The 14,991-nt window shown below is 67.1% G+C and carries 20 protein-coding genes, 1 tRNA gene and 1 pseudogene; 10 read left to right on the top strand and 12 right to left on the bottom strand.

What is annotated here, in order from left to right; all coding sequences use genetic code 11:
- Positions 1-19: 19 nt before the first annotated feature.
- Entirely contained in the window at positions 20-601 is a 582-nt protein-coding gene (locus GGR46_RS03010; RefSeq protein ID WP_246425880.1) for a DUF308 domain-containing protein, read from the bottom strand.
- A gap of 93 nt (positions 602-694) precedes the next feature.
- On the opposite strand from GGR46_RS03010, the gene GGR46_RS03005 reads away from it, so the two are divergent.
- The gene (locus GGR46_RS03005; RefSeq protein ID WP_183994426.1) at positions 695-1,273 is read left to right on the top strand and encodes a TetR/AcrR family transcriptional regulator; all 579 of its coding nucleotides are present in this window, start codon (positions 695-697) and stop codon (positions 1,271-1,273) included.
- A gap of 34 nt (positions 1,274-1,307) precedes the next feature.
- Here GGR46_RS03005 and GGR46_RS03000 read toward each other — a convergent pair whose 3' ends face one another.
- The 6 genes from GGR46_RS03000 to GGR46_RS02975 all read right to left on the bottom strand — a co-directional run bounded on the left by GGR46_RS03000 (position 1,308) and on the right by GGR46_RS02975 (position 5,334).
- A complete protein-coding gene (locus tag GGR46_RS03000) occupies positions 1,308-2,321 on the bottom strand; it encodes an inorganic phosphate transporter (RefSeq protein ID WP_183994424.1) in 1,014 nt (337 codons plus the stop codon).
- A gap of 15 nt (positions 2,322-2,336) precedes the next feature.
- Positions 2,337-3,437 (bottom strand): DUF47 family protein, encoded by a 1,101-nt coding sequence (locus tag GGR46_RS02995; protein WP_221262538.1) that lies wholly within the window; start codon positions 3,435-3,437, stop codon positions 2,337-2,339.
- A 249-nt stretch (positions 3,438-3,686) separates the two neighbouring features.
- A tRNA-Arg gene (locus GGR46_RS02990) sits at positions 3,687-3,763 on the bottom strand.
- A 34-nt stretch (positions 3,764-3,797) separates the two neighbouring features.
- Positions 3,798-4,256, bottom strand: coding sequence for a DUF1178 family protein (locus GGR46_RS02985; RefSeq protein WP_183994422.1), 459 nt, complete (start codon positions 4,254-4,256; stop codon positions 3,798-3,800).
- A gap of 15 nt (positions 4,257-4,271) precedes the next feature.
- Positions 4,272-4,529, bottom strand: coding sequence for a glutaredoxin 3 (grxC, locus tag GGR46_RS02980; RefSeq protein ID WP_183994420.1), 258 nt, complete (start codon positions 4,527-4,529; stop codon positions 4,272-4,274).
- A 34-nt stretch (positions 4,530-4,563) separates the two neighbouring features.
- The gene (locus GGR46_RS02975) at positions 4,564-5,334 is read right to left on the bottom strand and encodes a ComF family protein (protein ID WP_246425879.1); all 771 of its coding nucleotides are present in this window, start codon (positions 5,332-5,334) and stop codon (positions 4,564-4,566) included.
- Positions 5,335-5,376: 42 nt separating this feature from the next.
- Here GGR46_RS02975 and GGR46_RS02970 point away from each other — a divergent pair, with 42 nt between their 5' ends.
- The 3 genes from GGR46_RS02970 (at position 5,377) to GGR46_RS02960 (ending at position 7,726) form a co-directional block, all read left to right on the top strand.
- On the top strand, positions 5,377-6,222 hold the full coding sequence (locus GGR46_RS02970; protein ID WP_246425878.1) for a methyltransferase domain-containing protein: 846 nt from the start codon (positions 5,377-5,379) through the stop codon (positions 6,220-6,222).
- A gap of 338 nt (positions 6,223-6,560) precedes the next feature.
- The gene (locus tag GGR46_RS02965; protein ID WP_183994416.1) at positions 6,561-7,472 is read left to right on the top strand and encodes a hypothetical protein; all 912 of its coding nucleotides are present in this window, start codon (positions 6,561-6,563) and stop codon (positions 7,470-7,472) included.
- On the top strand, positions 7,469-7,726 hold the full coding sequence (locus GGR46_RS02960) for a hypothetical protein (RefSeq protein WP_183994414.1): 258 nt from the start codon (positions 7,469-7,471) through the stop codon (positions 7,724-7,726). Before GGR46_RS02965 ends, GGR46_RS02960 begins: the two co-directional genes overlap by 4 nt.
- Before the next feature lie 22 nt (positions 7,727-7,748).
- Here GGR46_RS02960 and GGR46_RS02955 read toward each other — a convergent pair whose 3' ends face one another.
- Entirely contained in the window at positions 7,749-8,156 is a 408-nt protein-coding gene (locus tag GGR46_RS02955) for a (deoxy)nucleoside triphosphate pyrophosphohydrolase (RefSeq protein ID WP_183994412.1), read from the bottom strand.
- 94 nt (positions 8,157-8,250) lie between these two features.
- Between GGR46_RS02955 and GGR46_RS02950 the strand changes: the two genes are divergently transcribed.
- The 4 genes and pseudogenes from GGR46_RS02950 to GGR46_RS02940 all read left to right on the top strand — a co-directional run bounded on the left by GGR46_RS02950 (position 8,251) and on the right by GGR46_RS02940 (position 9,176).
- A complete protein-coding gene (locus GGR46_RS02950; RefSeq protein ID WP_425506512.1) occupies positions 8,251-8,406 on the top strand; it encodes a Flp family type IVb pilin in 156 nt (51 codons plus the stop codon).
- A 131-nt stretch (positions 8,407-8,537) separates the two neighbouring features.
- Complete coding sequence (locus tag GGR46_RS02945) at positions 8,538-8,705, top strand: Flp family type IVb pilin (RefSeq protein WP_183994408.1); 168 nt, start codon at positions 8,538-8,540, stop codon at positions 8,703-8,705.
- An 80-nt stretch (positions 8,706-8,785) separates the two neighbouring features.
- A pseudogene (locus tag GGR46_RS25910) lies at positions 8,786-8,956 on the top strand (Flp family type IVb pilin).
- 67 nt (positions 8,957-9,023) lie between these two features.
- Positions 9,024-9,176: a hypothetical protein gene (locus GGR46_RS02940; RefSeq protein ID WP_183994406.1), complete on the top strand. Its 153-nt coding sequence runs from the start codon at positions 9,024-9,026 to the stop codon at positions 9,174-9,176.
- A gap of 136 nt (positions 9,177-9,312) precedes the next feature.
- On the opposite strand, the gene GGR46_RS02935 is transcribed toward GGR46_RS02940, so the two are convergent.
- From GGR46_RS02935 to GGR46_RS02920, 4 genes are all read right to left on the bottom strand, one after another.
- Positions 9,313-10,260, bottom strand: coding sequence for an acetyl-CoA carboxylase carboxyltransferase subunit alpha (locus tag GGR46_RS02935; RefSeq protein WP_183994404.1), 948 nt, complete (start codon positions 10,258-10,260; stop codon positions 9,313-9,315).
- 77 nt (positions 10,261-10,337) lie between these two features.
- A complete protein-coding gene (locus GGR46_RS02930; RefSeq protein ID WP_281396480.1) occupies positions 10,338-11,270 on the bottom strand; it encodes a tyrosine-type recombinase/integrase in 933 nt (310 codons plus the stop codon).
- A complete protein-coding gene (locus GGR46_RS02925) occupies positions 11,267-13,084 on the bottom strand; it encodes a hypothetical protein (protein ID WP_183994402.1) in 1,818 nt (605 codons plus the stop codon). Before GGR46_RS02925 ends, GGR46_RS02930 begins: the two co-directional genes overlap by 4 nt.
- A complete protein-coding gene (locus GGR46_RS02920; protein ID WP_183994400.1) occupies positions 13,065-13,202 on the bottom strand; it encodes a hypothetical protein in 138 nt (45 codons plus the stop codon). The genes GGR46_RS02925 and GGR46_RS02920 overlap by 20 nt, the downstream gene beginning before the upstream one ends.
- Positions 13,203-13,277: 75 nt before the next feature.
- Here GGR46_RS02920 and GGR46_RS02915 point away from each other — a divergent pair, with 75 nt between their 5' ends.
- Positions 13,278-13,817 carry a shikimate kinase gene (locus GGR46_RS02915; protein WP_183994398.1) on the top strand — a complete coding sequence of 180 codons (540 nt, stop codon included), beginning with the start codon at positions 13,278-13,280 and terminating at the stop codon, positions 13,815-13,817.
- Positions 13,814-14,902 (top strand): 3-dehydroquinate synthase, encoded by a 1,089-nt coding sequence (gene aroB / locus GGR46_RS02910; RefSeq protein ID WP_183994396.1) that lies wholly within the window; start codon positions 13,814-13,816, stop codon positions 14,900-14,902. Before GGR46_RS02915 ends, aroB begins: the two co-directional genes overlap by 4 nt.
- Positions 14,903-14,991 lie beyond the last annotated feature (89 nt).

Raw genomic sequence — 14,991 nt, 5'->3', positions numbered from 1 at the left:
CGGACGCGCCGTGTTCCGTTCACCCCTTACGGCTGAAGGTCAGCCAGATGGTCGAGACCAGGAAATAGAAGGCACCGAACGCCGCATAGGGCGCGATGTCGACGATGCCCGGCAGATGCGATCCCAGCGAACGCGAGATGAAGAAGCCGCCGGCCAGCGCAGATTGCGCACCGCTCAGCACCATCGCCCATTGCGCGCCATAGCTCTTCCAACGCCGCACGCCGGTGCCCAGCTGGAGCAGGCCGGCGAAGATCGCCCAGCCGCCATAGATGCCGAGCACCGCGTGCATGTCGCCGATCCGCGCGGCGACCGCCAGGGCGGTGGCGAGGCTGACCAACGTATTGAGCGCCTGGGTGCGATTGCGCGCCAGCCCGCCGCTTCCAGCTGCGTCGAGCAGATTGGCCACCGCATCCCAGGCCGGATAGACGATCAGCAGCAGCGCGGCGACCCAGCCGAGATCCTTGCCGACCGTGAAGGCGGCGGCAACCCACACTGCCGAGACGACGGCGCGCAGGAGATAATAATTGCGAAGCCGAATGGCCTCGCCCGCAGGTGCCTGCGACGCGACAGTGGCGGCATCACGCTCGATGACTCGGGACATTGCGATTCCTTAAATCTACCTTCCAGTTGGTAGGTCGTTAGCCCCTTGCCGCTCGCACCGCAAGCGAATACCTACCTATTGGAAGGTAGAAAAATGACACGAAGCACGGCCGAGCAGATCGTCGACCAGGCGCGCCACCTGATCATGACGCGCGGATATAACGGGTTCAGCTATGCCGACATCGCCGAGGCGATCGGCATCCGGAAGGCGAGCATCCATCACCATTTCGCCGGCAAGAGCGACCTGGCCAAGGCGGTAGTCGATCACTCGCGGTCGCTGATCCATGCGCAGGTGGAGGCGCTCGCGCAGGCCGAGCCCGATGCCGGCGCCCAGCTGCGCGCCTATGCGCTCTATTGGGAGCGCTGCATCCTCGACAACAGCGCGCCCTTCTGCGTCGCCGCGATGCTAGCCGCCGAGCTGCCGAGCCTGCCTGAGGATGTCGCGGTGTCGGTCCGTGCCCATTTCGCCGAGCTGACCAGCTGGCTGGCACAGCTGCTGGCACTTGGCGTGCGCCAAGGCAGTGTGACGCTGGTCCGCTCGCCGGCGGAAGAAGCTGACGCGTTCATGTCCGCAGTCTATGGCGCGATGCTGTCCGCCCGCGCATTCGGCGAGCCTGCCCGGTTCGGCGTGATCACCGAGACGTTACTGTCGCGCACGCTCGCGCTGCATTGAGGCGAAAAGGGGGCGCGACGCCCCCTCCCCCGGATCAGAACAACAGGGTCAGCGCGTAGAACAGCGCCCCCACCGCCGCGGATGCGGGGATGGTGATGATCCAGGCGGTGATGACATTGCCTGCCACGCCCCAGCGCACCGCCGAGGCCCGCCGCGCCGTGCCCGCGCCGATCACCGCACCGGTGATGGTGTGGGTGGTCGAGACCGGGATGCCGAGCAGCGATGCGCCGAACAGTACGATCGAGCCGGCCAGCGAGGCGCTGAAGCCTTGGTGCTGGGAGAGCTTGGTGATGCGCGATCCCATCGTCTCGATGATCTTCCAGCCGCCGCTCAGCGTACCCAGCGCGATGGCGATATAGCAGGAGATCGCCACCCAGTGCGGCACATGGAACTCGCCGTGCAGATAGCCGGTCGAATAGAGCAGCACGGTGATGATCCCCATCGTCTTCTGCGCATCGTTGAGGCCGTGACTCAGCGAATAGGCGCCCGAGGAGACGAGGTGCAGCATGCGGAAGCTGCGCTCGGCGGCGCGCGAAGTGGCGCGCATGAACAGCCAGCTGGTGATCAGCATCACCAGCATCGCCAGGATCATGCCGATCGTCGGCGAGAGCACGATGGCGATCAGCGTCTTGTTGAGGCCGGTCCACTTCACCCCGGTGAGGCCGGCATGGGCGACACCCGAGCCGATCATCCCGCCGACAAGGGCGTGCGAGGACGAAGACGGAATGCCCTTGAGCCAGGTGACGACGTTCCAGAACATCGCGCCGACCAGCGCACCGAAGACCACCGCGGGGGTGATGAAATTCTTGTCGATCAGGCCCTGACCGATCGTGTCCGCCACCTTGTGGAGCGCGGGGAAGGCAATGGTGAGGAAATAGGCGGCGAAGTTGAACGCCGCAGCGAAGGCGACGGCATGGACCGGCTTGAGCAGCCGCGTCGCCACCACGGTGGCGATCGAGTTGGCGGCGTCATGCAGGCCGTTGAGAAAATCGAACGCGAGCGCGACGATGATCAGGCCAATGAGCAGCGGTAGGGCGAGTTCGTGCATCGCTCTGGGCCTCTATCAGGCGTGGTCGATCACGATGCCGTCGATCTCGTTCGCGACATCCTCGAACGCGTCGACGATGCGCTCGAGATGCTTGTAGACTTCGCGCTGGACCGAGAAGTTGAGCGCGTCGACGGGCCCGAGCTCCTTGAAGGCGCGCTTCAGGCCGTCGCGATGAATCTCGTCTGCATGGCTCTCCATGCGGACCAGGCGCTCGGTGAGCTCGTGCAGGCGTTTGGCGTTGCGGCCGACGTCGCGCAGCAGCGGCATCGCCTCGACGACGAGGCGCGAGGCATCGACGATGATCGCCACCATGTCCTGCATCTCGCGCTCGAACTTGGCGACTTCGTACAGGTCGATTGCCTGGACCGCGGCCTGCATCTCGTCGATCGCATCGTCCATCGAGCCGATCAGCGAGGTGATCGCGCCGCGGTCGAACGGGGTTAGGAAGGTTTCGCGCACGGTGCGCAGCATCTCGCGGATGATCTCGTCGGCATCGTGCTCGCGCTCGATCACTTCGAGGACATGGTCGCGGTTGCCGTCCTGCACCAGGCGGGAGAGCGCCTCCGCGCCCGCCGCAACGGTGACTGCATGCGCCTCGAACAATTCGAAGAAATTGCCCGTCTTGGGCAGGAGGCGCTGGAACCAGGCGAACATGGACTTCACTTTCGATTTTTCGGCGACAGCGGCGAGGATGCCGATGCGCTGGGTGGCTGCCTTGAATTCGGACGGGCCGAAGGAACGGATGAGGTCGCGCAGGTCCTCCTCGTCGACCGCCTCGGCGGCCTCGGCGAGGCTGAACCAGCGGCGTTCGCGTTGCGACTGTTCCTTCCAGGACGACAGCTCGGCGCTGACCGCCAGGGGAAAGACCTCGACGTCGAACATCAGCGAGGCCCCGTTGGGGCGCTTCTTGCGATAGCGATAGGTGCCCAGAGGCGTCGGGCAGACGAGGCCGAGCACGCCCGCCTCTTCCTTCGCCTCGAGCGCGGCGGCGCTGTGCAGGGTGATGCCGCTGGGCGGATTGCCCTTGGGAATCACCCAGCGCCCCGTCTCGCGCGACGTCACCAGCATGACGCGCACGGGCGCATCGATCGTGGTGCCCTCGGTGCGATAGGGCAAGGCGGCAATCTGGCGAATGACAACGGCTCCCGAGGGGACAAGCGTGCGCGTTACAGGTTTATGACATGCACCCGCAAGGGCGCTGATCGCGAAATGCGGCGCGATCGCGCGGCGAAATGGCCGAAAATGGTGCCCCTAAGGTAGCGGCATCGAACCCGTCAGGGTTCGCAAGGCCGAACGGCCGCCCGAGCCTATGCGAGGATAGCCGAGCGGGCGGATGCCCGTGCCGGCGCTTGAGGCAAACAAAAATGGTGCCCCCGGCGAGATTCGAACTCACGACCTGCGGTTTAGGAAACCGTCGCTCTATCCTGCTGAGCTACGGAGGCACGGGCGGCGTGGTATCGAGCCCGGCCCGGCGGGTCAATTGCAGGCTTCGGGCGGCACCACCGGCAGCGGCAGCGGCGCGACGGGCACGCCTTCCTCGATCAGCGCCTTGGCCTCGGCCGCGCTGGTCTGGCCGTGGATCGGAGCGGCAGGCGCCTCGCCCAGATGCATCGCGCGGGCCTTGTCGGCAAAGCCGGTGCCGACCCATTGTGACCCCTCCAGCGCCCTGGCCTGGAGCGCGGCGAGCGTCGCGATCGCTTCCTTGATGACTTCCGGCGCGATCGGCCCCTCTCCCGAAGGCCCGGCAGCCGGCGCCGGCGCCTGGTTGCCCTTCGCCCCGACGTTCGGCGCCATCACCGCCTTCTCGACCTCGACGCTTCCGCACATCGGGCAGGCGACCAGCCCGGCGGCGCGCTGGCCTTCCCAGGCCGCACTCGACCCGAACCACGCCTCGAAGACATGGCCCTGGCCGCATTTGAGGTCGAAGACGATCATCGCACCCGCCCGCCCTCAGGCGGCGAGCAGCGGATCGAGGCCGCCACGCGCATCGAGCGCCGCGAGATCGTCGGACCCGCCGATATGCTTGTCGGCGATGAAGACCTGGGGAACCGTGGTGCGGCCATGCGCGCGATCGATCATCTCGGCGCGGCGTGGGCCGCCCATCGAGATGTCGATCTCCTCATAAGCCGCGTTCTTGCGGTCGAGCAGCATCTTGGCGCGGACGCAATAGGGGCAGAAGGCCTTGGTGTAGATTTCGATCTTGGGCATTGCTCCTTACACCTGTGGTCGCCCGGGGCGCTTGTCAATCCGGGCTTTCCTCTCCCTCCAGAACGCGCGCCCAGCACAGAAGGATCACTTTCGCCGCCCCGCCGCGCTTGAGCAGCCGCGCACAGGCATCGCCGGTGGCGCCGCTGGTATGGACGTCGTCGACCAGCACCACCGTCCTGCCCGCCAGTCTCTCCCGCGCGCCCGGCGCCAGCGCGAAGGCGCCCGCCACCGCCCTTGCCCGCGCCCGCGCGCCGAGCCCGCGCAGCACCGGCGTCGCCTTCACCCGGCGCAGCAGCTCCGCCTCGAGCGGCACGCCGTGTGCCCGCGACAGCGCCGCGCCGATCAGCACCGACTGGTTGAACCCGCGCGACCACAGCCGCCAGCGATGCAGCGGCACCGGCACCAGCAGCTCCGCCTCGCCCGGCATCAGCCGCGCCATCGCCCGCGCCATGGTCTCCGCACAGGCCAGCCGCCCGGCATATTTGAGCTTGAGCGCCACCCCGCGCGCCACTTCGCCATAGGCCACCGCGGCGCGGATCCCGTCATGCGGCGGCGGCGCGGCGATGCAGGCGGCGCAACACGCCCCCTCCCCCCGGTCATGCCCGAACGGCAGATGGCAGGCCGCGCACCAGGGCGGGCCGAGGAACGCCAGGCTCCCCCAGCAGGCGGCGCAGAAGCGATGGTCGGCCGGGGTGATCGCGCCGCAGCCCGGGCAGCGCGGCGGCAGCGCCAGATCGGCGATCCGCGCGAGCGGCCGGGCGACCGGCCATGCCAGCGGACGCCCCAGGGGCAGATTCCACGCCATCCCCGCCTTGTCCCCGGCGGCACGCGGGCGCACAAGCGCGCCATGCCCCAGAATGGACCGACTGATTCTGCCGAGATCTTCGACCGCGCCCTGCGCCGCAAGCGCCGCGACCGCGCCGCCCGCCGCTACGAGGGCTTTGTCCGCGAGCACATGCTCGAGGGGATCCACGACCGGCTGGTCGGCGTGAAGCGCGACTTCCGCGACGTGCTCGACCTGGGCAGCTTCGGCGGCGGCTTCACCCTGCCCGACACCGCCATCACCCGGATCGACGCGGGCGCGGCCTTCGCCGCCCAGGCCGGCGGCGTCCATGCCGACGAGGACCGCCACCCCTTCCCCGAGGCGAGCTTCGACCTGGTGGTGAGCATCGGCGTGCTCGACCAGATCAACGACGTGCCGGGCGCCCTCGCCCTTGCCCGCCGCGCGCTCCGCCCCGACGGGCTGTTCCTCGGCGCCTTCCTCGGCGCGGGCACGCTGGCGACCCTGCGCAGCGTCTTCCTCAAGGCCGAGGGCGAGCGCCCGGTGGCGCGCTTCCACCCCCAGATCGACGTGCGCGCCGCCGGCGACCTGCTCAGCCGCGCCGGCTTCGCGCTGCCCGTGGCCGATGTCGAGCCGCTGACCGTGCGCTATTCGAGCATGTTCTCGCTGCTGAGCGACCTGCGCGGCATGGCGGCGACCAACCTGCTGCCGGGCACCCCGCCCCTGACCCGCGGCACCCTGGCCCGGGCGGCGGAAGGCTTTGCCGAGCGCGCCGACCCGGACGGCAAGACCGCCGAGCGCTTCGAGATCGTCTACCTGACCGGCTGGGCACCGGACGAATCCCAGCCCAGGCCGGCGCGACGCGGGAGCGCTACGGTGTCGCTGGCGGAGGCTTTGAAGGGGAAGCAGTGAAGGTCAGCCTCGACCTGCCGAGCAAGATCTAGCTCCGGTTCGGAGCGAACTGCGCTTGTATTGTTGGAAAATGTTCTTGAAATGTTCTCGTCGCATTGACGAAGGGCGACGCAATGAACACTCCAACGAAGGATCGACGGACGGCGTTTTCGGTCTGGCTACGGACGGGGCGATGGCCACGCGCCGAAGTCGCACGAAGCGTCGAGGTAAAGTTCAATCCGTGGCACGATCCTCGGAACGGGCGCTTTACATTCGGGCCGGGAGGCCCCCGATCCAAGGGTCAGGACAAACCGGCTCCGAAGAAGAAAATATTCAAAATAGATTCCAGACTACCGCAGATGACTACCATTGCGGAACTGGATGCCTGGAAAGAGAACCTGCTTAAGAAGCATGGACACTGGCAAGGTTACCCCGAGGCCATAGAAGAAAAATATCAAGAATTTAGAAAAAATCTTCCAGCCTCTGCCTCGCCCAAAAATGCCCTCAGTAACGTGAAGGACTTCACCACTGGATTCGGAGAAGGTGTTTATGATGTCACAAAAGGGGCGGCAGAGGGCCTATACTCGCTGGCGACAACTAATCCAGCCATCACGATCAGGAACCTTGAAACCGCCGCGGCTGGCTTAGTCGACGCGGCGATCAAAGCCGAGGACACGCCCGGCTACATCCAGCTTGAACGTGCCAAAGCCTCCGTGGCCCATGCTTCGGCCAAGGACTGGGGCCATGCTACCGGAGCGGTTGCCGGCAACGTTACCTTAGCAGCGATCCCGGGAGCGATTACCGCGAAGATCTCGACCGTGGCGCGTGCGGGCGAAATCGAAGCTATTATCGTTCCAAAAGGACCACCCAAGGTCACCTGGGTGGACGAAACACCAACCTTCAGCGGCCCAACGAAAGTACAAGCAAGAGCTTATAACGACTCTGCGACGGGAGCACGATCCAGCGCTCTTAAAAAGAAGGGGCAAGCGCCGGCAATTGAACGGACAATGCCCGATAGCACAAAGCGGCCGGTCAAATTCGACGGAACAGCTTTCGATAGCATTTACGGTCATGTTATGATTGATCGAAAATGGTCGATAGTTACAAGAAAGAATCTAAAAGATCAGGCCATTAGACAATCCCAGGCATTAAAAGATAACAATCTTATTGGGATTTGGGAAGTTCCCACAAAATCCAAAATGCTACGAGCAATTAGACTTCTAGACGAACTTGGAATATCTAATATTAAGGTGAGGATCGTAAAGCCATGATGATCGATCAGATCGCACGCGTTCTTGCTAACCTTAGTCTCGCCCTAGACTATTCTGGAGAGATCATCGACTCGGATGAAATTGTAAGGATTCAGGAGATCATGGGCGCGGATATGCAGGCCCTGGACCCAGAATCGCGCAAAATGTTGAGCGACGCTTTCCGCAGGATTGCCCCAGAATATGATGGGATTTTCCGCGAAGCCGTTGAGAACATGCCCGAAGATTTCGGTCTCGAAGACGAGGACCTGGACTAGCTTCAAGCCAGCACAATTCGCCTCACCTCATCCCCACCAACGCCTCCACCAGCGGCACATCCGCCGGCGGCATCGGCAGGTCGCGCATCGCTGCCGGGGCCACCCAGCGCAGCTCGGTCGCGTGATGGGCCTCCGGCTCCCCTTCCCAGCGCCGAATCGTGTAGAGCAGCAGCAACAAATGGCGGCCGGCCAGGGGTTCGCTGGCGAAGGCGATCGGCCTCAGGTCTTCCACGCTAAGGGTTATTCCCAGTTCCTCGTGCAGCTCGCGCGCGAGTGCCGCCTCGGGGCTCTCGCCGGGCTCGATCTTGCCGCCCGGGAACTCCCACAGCCCCGCCATCGGCTTGCCCGGCGGGCGCTGCTGGAGGAGCACCCGCCCCTCCCCGTCGATCAGTGCGGCCGCGACGACGAGCAACATCCCAGAAGCATCCATCAGCTTTTCGTTAAGCCTCTTTGGCTAGATTCCGGGCGATTCTGGAGAAGAAATGCCCCCGATGCGAGCCCTTGTACGCACAATCCGCGATGTGATGCACGACCGCCGCGCGGCGACCGCGGTGGAATATGGCTTCATCCTGGCGCTCATCGTCCTTGCGATGATGGCCAGCCTGGGCAGCGTGGCGAACCAGACCACGGGCATGTGGGGCAATGTCTCCAACAAGGTGCAGACGGCCACCGGATCCTGATCATGGTTACGGCTGCGTAACACTTGCCCTTAGGCGTTTCTTTACTTCCCGCCGGTAATTTCAACGTGCCGAACCGGAGTCTCCGGGGAGGCCGGGTGAATGAAGCAATTGTTGAACACTGGAGACCGGTTATGATGAAGATCCGCAACTTCCTGAAGAATTCCAAGGGCGCCACCGCGATCGAGTACGGCCTGATCGCCGCTCTGATCGCCGTTGCCGCCATCGCTGCGATGCAGGGCCTCGGCAACTCGCTGAAGTCGACCTTCACCAACGTTTCGTCGAACATGAAGGCTGGCTAAGCCTAGTCCGACAAACGGAACGAAATCGGGCGGCGGGACTTACGGTCCCGCCGCCCTTTTTCATGTCCGGACCGAGACTTATGCTTAACAGCTTCCTGACTCTGCTGCGCGAATCGCGCGCCGCCACCGCGATCGAATAGGGCCCGATCGGCGCGCTGATCGCGGTAACCGCCATCGCCGCGATGCAGGGACTCGGCAATGCGCTCAGGAAGACGTTCACCAACGTCTCGTCGAGCATGAAGACCCAGTAGTTTTCCTGAACCCCGCCGAACGGCATGCTTCACCCGGCGTACAGGCCGGCCCTTCTATAAGGAGAGGATGAAGCAGATTATCCCCCACAAGGCCGTACGGCCGATGGAGCTGGCGCTGGTCGTGTTCCTCGCGATCTGCGCGGTGCTGGCAGTCGTCCAGGGCCTGGGCATGCTAGGCGCGGGCATCGCCGCCTCGGAACACAGCGCGCCGGTTCGCTGAACCGGCACGTTTTGTTTTACGGCGCCAGCCCGCTCCCCCACCCGGCCACCCAACGGCAGTATTCTATGGGTGGCCGGGTAGGGGAGCGGGCTGGTACCGCCGGAAATGCGCCCTTCCGCGCATTTCCCAAAAAGGCCTAGATCCGGCCCATCGCCAGGAACTTGGCGCGGCGGGCCTGGCGCAGGCTCTCGGGCGACATGCCGTCGAGCTTGGCCAGCGATTCCTCGATCGCGTCGCCCAGCGCGTGGACCGCAGCGCCGGCATCGCGGTGCGCGCCGCCCAGCGGCTCGCTGACGATCCGGTCGATCACCTTCAGTTCCTTGAGATGCTGCGCGGTGACCTTCATCGCCTCCGCCGCATCGGCCGCCTTGTCGGCGGTGCGCCACAGGATCGAGGCGCAGCCTTCGGGCGAGATCACCGAATAGACCGCATGCTCCATCATCAGCACGGTGTTGCCCGCCGCGAGCGCCACCGCGCCGCCCGAGCCGCCCTCGCCGAGGATCGAGGCGACCAGCGGCACGCCCAGGTTGAGGCAGGCCTCGGTCGAGCGCGCGATCGCCTCGGCCTGGCCGCGCTCCTCGGCCTGCACGCCGGGGAATGCGCCCGAGGTGTCGACCAGGGTGATCACCGGCAGGTTGAACTTGTTGGCGAGCGCCATCAGGCGGATCGCCTTGCGATAGCCCTCGGGCTTGCCCATGCCGAAATTGTGCTTGAGGCGGCTGGCGGTGTCGTCGCCCTTCTCATGGCCGATCACCATGACGCGGCGCCCGCGGAAGCGGCCGAGGCCGCCCTGGATGGCATTGTCGTCGGCGAACGCGCGGTCGCCGCCCAGCGGCATGAACTCTTCGATCAGCCCGGCGACATAATGCTTGAAGTGCGGGCGCTCGGGATGGCGGGCCACCTGGGTCTTCTGCCAGGGCGTGAGCTTGGCATAGGTGTCCTTGAGGAGCTTTTCCGCCTTGGCCTGGAGCGGGGCGATCTCCGCGTCGATGTCGACGGCGCCGCCCTGGGCGGTCTGGCGCAACTCGTCGATGCGGGTCTGAAGCTCGGCGATCGGCTTCTCGAAGTCGAGGAAAGTGGTCATCGCTGCGGGGGCTAACCTTGCCGTGGGGCTACGTCAACGAGCGGGTGGGTTCCGGCGATCCCGTTGTGAGGCTTTGGCTAGGGCTTGGAGAGCGCCTCGCCCAGCGGATGCCGCTGGTTGACCAGCTCGACCAGCCGGCGGCTGTCCACATGGGTGTAGATCTCGGTGGTGGCGATATCGGCATGGCCGAGCATCGCCTGGAGCGCGCGCAGGTCGGCACCGCCCTCGAGCAGATGGGTGGCGAAGGCGTGGCGCAACACGTGCGGGCTGACCCGGTCGGGCGGGATGCCCGCCTCCCCCGCCAGCGCGCGGACCAGCTGGTAGAGCCGCACGCGCGAGAGGTGCCCCTTGCCCGAGGGGAAGAGGAAGGGCCGGCCCGAATCGACATGCGCGCGCCAGGCGGAAACCGCGGCGCGGGCGCGGTCCGAGATCGGCACCAGCCGCTCGCGCCCGCCCTTGCCCTTGAGGATCAGATAGGGCCGGTCGGGCGCCACGGCGTTCCTCGGCAGCGAGACCAGCTCGGTGGCGCGCAGGCCCGATCCGTAGAGCAGCTCGATCAGCGCCTGGAGCCGCAGGTCGTTGGGATCGGGCGGCACGCGGGCGAGGCGATCGGCGATCGCGGCGAACATCTTGTCGACGTCCTCGACACTCAGCACCTTGGGCAGCCCGCGGGCGGTTCCGGGGCGCGGCAAGGCGGCGCTGGGGTCGTCGGCGCGCAGCTTCTCGTCGGCGAGGAAGGCGTAGAAGCGCCGCAGCGCCGCGGACTTGCGCGCGACGGTGGCGCGGGAGAGCGCCTGCCATTCGCCGCCGAGCTTCTCCAGCTCCGGCCGCCCCGCCCCGCCCAGCCCGCCGCCGAGGAACTCGGAGGCGAGGCGCAGGTCGGTATGGTAGGCGGCGATCGTGTTGGCGGCAGCGCCCGCCTCCGCCCGCATCATCTCGAGGAAACGCTCGATCAGCGCGCGGTCTTCGCCCGCCGCGCCTTGCGCGGCACTACTGCCAAGCCTGGTCAAGCGGTTCGCGTGACCGCCTCCACGGCGATCATCCGCGCATAGCTGGTCATCCCCGCCGCGCGCATCGCCGCGACGATGTGGAACAACGCCTCGGGGGTCACATTGTCCCAGACGCGCGACTGCATGCCCACCGCGGCGAGCAGCGCGACCATGCCCGAATCGCCGCGCCGGCCGGCCGCGTCGATCGCGCGGGTCCAGTCGTTCTGCGCGCCGACCGCCACGTTCAGCGCCTGGGCGCCGCGCTGCGCATCGCTCGATTCGAAGCGGCCGAGCCCGGCGAGCCCGGCAAAGGCGAGCTGCGCGCGGCGCTGGCCGGCGGCATCCTTGAATGCGTCGAAATCGCCATAGGCGACAGGTCCCTGAGCACCAGGATCGCCGAGCGCGAGCAGCGCCCAGCCGATGCTGCCGCGCGGCACCACGTTGCGCCACTCCATCGCCTTGGTCTCGTAGCCGGCGGAGAGCATCGAGGCGATCAGCTTCTCGGGCTCCTCGATCTTGGCATCGGCCGGGATCCAGGAAGCGGCGCGCGCGGTGAGGATCAGCCGGGCGTACTGGGTGCGCGGCGTCGTCGCCTCGTTCCACAAGGTCTGGATCGCCTTGAGCCGATCGGCGACCTGGACGTCGACATAGGCCGTGCGCAGGTCGCGGGCGACGCCGCCCTCGGTGCTGTTCGCGTCCTCGCTCTCGGCGATCTCGCTATAGAGATCGACCAGCCCGGCGCTGGAGAACACCCCTGCCGTGGCGGCCAGCTCGGCGGCGGCGGCGCGCTGGCGCGGCGTCAGCTGCGGCGCCAGCGCCTGCCAGTAGCGGACCTGCGGGCCCGCACTGTTGTAGAGCGACGCCGGCACTTCCTGCCCGGTCGCGGTGGCAAGCCCCCAGCGCCAGGCATTCAGCCGGGTGATCCCGCTCCATTCGAGCGTGACCGCGCGGCGGCCCTGCGCGCCGGTGCCGAGCACCTTCTCGGCGAGGAGGTTGTCGATGTCGCTGGCGGGGGTGCCCCCGCGCGCCTGGTCGAGCAGCTGGCCCGCCTCGTTCGGCTTGCCGGCCAGGCCCGCGCACATCGCCCGGGCGAGCGCCCAGCCGCGCTGGTGGACATATTGGTTGCCGCGCTCGGCGATCCCGCACAGCCCGCCCGGATCGGCCGAGGCGAGTGAGGACTGCATCGCCACCTGGAGCAGCCGCGTGGTATAATTGTCCACGTCCACGTCGTTGATCACCGCGCGGGCGGCATTGGCCTCGCCCATGCGCAGCAGCAGCCAGGCGCGCTCGGCGGCGAAATCGGCGCCGTTGATGTGCTTCGGCGTGTCCAGCGGCGACATCAGCGCGCGGCGCAGCGCGATCGACACCCAGCGCGAGGCGACCGGGGCGCTCAGCCGCTGCATCAGCACGCCGAGCGTGCGACCGTCGGTGGCGCCGAACGCCTTGGCGGGGAACGGCGCATTGCCCGCGGCGAGCACGCCGGTGCGGTTCAGCGAGTGCTTGGCGAAATCGGGCAGCTCGTAGCGCGAGAGATCGACCGGCCCGCTGGGCAGGGTCTCTTCGGCCGCGGCGGTGTTCGAGAGCGCACCGTCGCCGCTCAGCACCGGCACGCTGGTGATCGGCGCGGCACCGGGCGCCGGGCTCGCGGCAGGCGCGGTCGCAGCCGGAACGGGCACGGGGCGCGGCGCGGGAGCCGGCGTCTGCTCGGGCTGGTCGAAGCCCGGCGGCAACAGCGATTCGGGCTTGTCCTGCTGCCCCAGCGCGGGCACGGCCGCGCCAGCGAGCAACAGCGCCCCAAGGGCGAGGTTGCGGCCCTTACTTCGCGAGATTTTCAAGCGGGACCACCTTCTCCATGCGCACCGGCTCCTTCTTCGTCTCGCGGCCAGCGAGGAAGAACAGGCCGCCGACCAGGACGACGAGAATGACGATCAACGCAACGATCAAGCGGGACATGAAAACTGGTCCGGAAATTGTGAATTCGCAGGCCTTTTGCCCGACGACCGCCCTCGCTGTATAGCCCCTGCGAACATGTTACAAACTCAGGCAACGAATACCGCATGGACGGGCAAGGCGATCGTGCTGATCGGCCTCATGGGCGCAGGCAAGACCACGGTCGGCCGGCGCCTGGCGCAGCGCATGCGCCTGCCCTTCGTTGACGCGGATCATGAGATCGAGGCGGCTGCGGGGATGACCGTGGCCGATATCTTCGAGCGTTTCGGCGAGGCGCATTTCCGGGATGGGGAGCGGCGGGTGATCGCCCGGCTGGTCGATGGCGCGCCCAAGATCATCGCCACCGGCGGCGGCGCCTTCATGAACGAGCATACCCGCACGCTGATCCTGGAGCATGCCATCGCGGTGTGGCTCGATGCCGAGCCGGCGGTGCTCGCCGACCGGGTCCGCCGCCGCGATACCCGCCCGCTGCTGCGCGGACGCGATCCCGAGGTGGTGCTCACCGAGCTCGCCGCGCTGCGCAATCCCTATTACGCGCTTGCACCGATCCGGGTGCCCAGCATAGCAGCGCCGCACGACACCACCGTCGACGCGATCCTGAAGGCCCTGAATCCGTGACAAATGTCCCCGTCGCGCTTGGCGACCGCAGCTATGACGTCCGCATCGAAGCCGGGATCCTCGCCCGCGCAGGCGAAGCGCTCGCCCCCTTCGACAAGGGCCGCCGCTGGGTGATCGTCACCGATGAGAACGTCCTGCCGCACCTCGCCACGCTGCAGGCGAGCCTGGGGCCGAGCGACGCGATCGTGCTCAAGCCCGGCGAGGGCACCAAGAGCTGGGGCCAGCTCGAGGCGCTGCTCGACCGGCTGCTCGAGCTGGGCGTCGAGCGCAGCGACCATATCATTGCGCTGGGCGGCGGCGTGATCGGCGACCTGGTCGGCTTCGCCACTTCGATCCTCAAGCGCGGCTGCAGCTTCGTCCAGGTGCCCACCACCCTGCTCGCCCAGGTCGACAGCTCGGTCGGCGGCAAGACCGCGATCAACACCCGCGCCGGCAAGAACCTGGTCGGCGCCTTCCACCAGCCGAGCGTCGTGCTGATCGATCCGCGGGTGCTCGACACCTTGCCCGCCCGCGATCTCCGCGCCGGCTATGCCGAAGTCGTGAAATACGGGCTGATCGACGATTTCGCCTTCTTCGAATGGTGCGAGGCCAATGCCGCCGCGCTGATGGCCGGGGATCCGGCCGCGCGCGAACATGCCATCGCCCATTCGGTCGGCGCCAAGGCGCGGATCGTCGCGGCGGACGAGCGCGAGACCACCGGCACGCGCGCGTTGCTCAACCTCGGCCACACCTTCGGCCATGCGCTGGAGGCCGAGGCGGGCTTTTCCGACAAGCTGCTCCACGGCGAGGGCGTCGCGGCGGGCATGGCGCTGGCGTTCGGCTTCTCGGCGGCCAGGGGCATCTGCCCCGGCCAGGACGCCGAAAGGGTTGCCGCGCACCTGGCTGCTGTCGGCCTGCCAAACGGGCTGAAGGCGGCGGGGATCACCGCCTCCGGTGCGCGGCTCGTGGAGCACATGCTCCACGACAAGAAGATGAGCGCCGGGACCCTGCCCTTCCTGCTCGCCCGCGGGATCGGGCAGACCTATCTCGACAAGACTGTCGACCTCGCCGAGGTGGCCGAGTTCCTGGACACGCAGCCGAGGTAAGCTTCCCTTCTTCTTTCCCCGGCGAAGGCCGGGGCCCAGACTTGAAAGTTACGCGCCTTGGCGCGTCTGCGACGCGCACTGCTTAGTCT

This window comes from Sphingomonas kyeonggiensis (assembly GCF_014196745.1).
Lineage (GTDB): Bacteria > Pseudomonadota > Alphaproteobacteria > Sphingomonadales > Sphingomonadaceae > Sphingomonas > Sphingomonas kyeonggiensis.
This window is presented reverse-complemented; position numbering and strand designations above follow the sequence as displayed.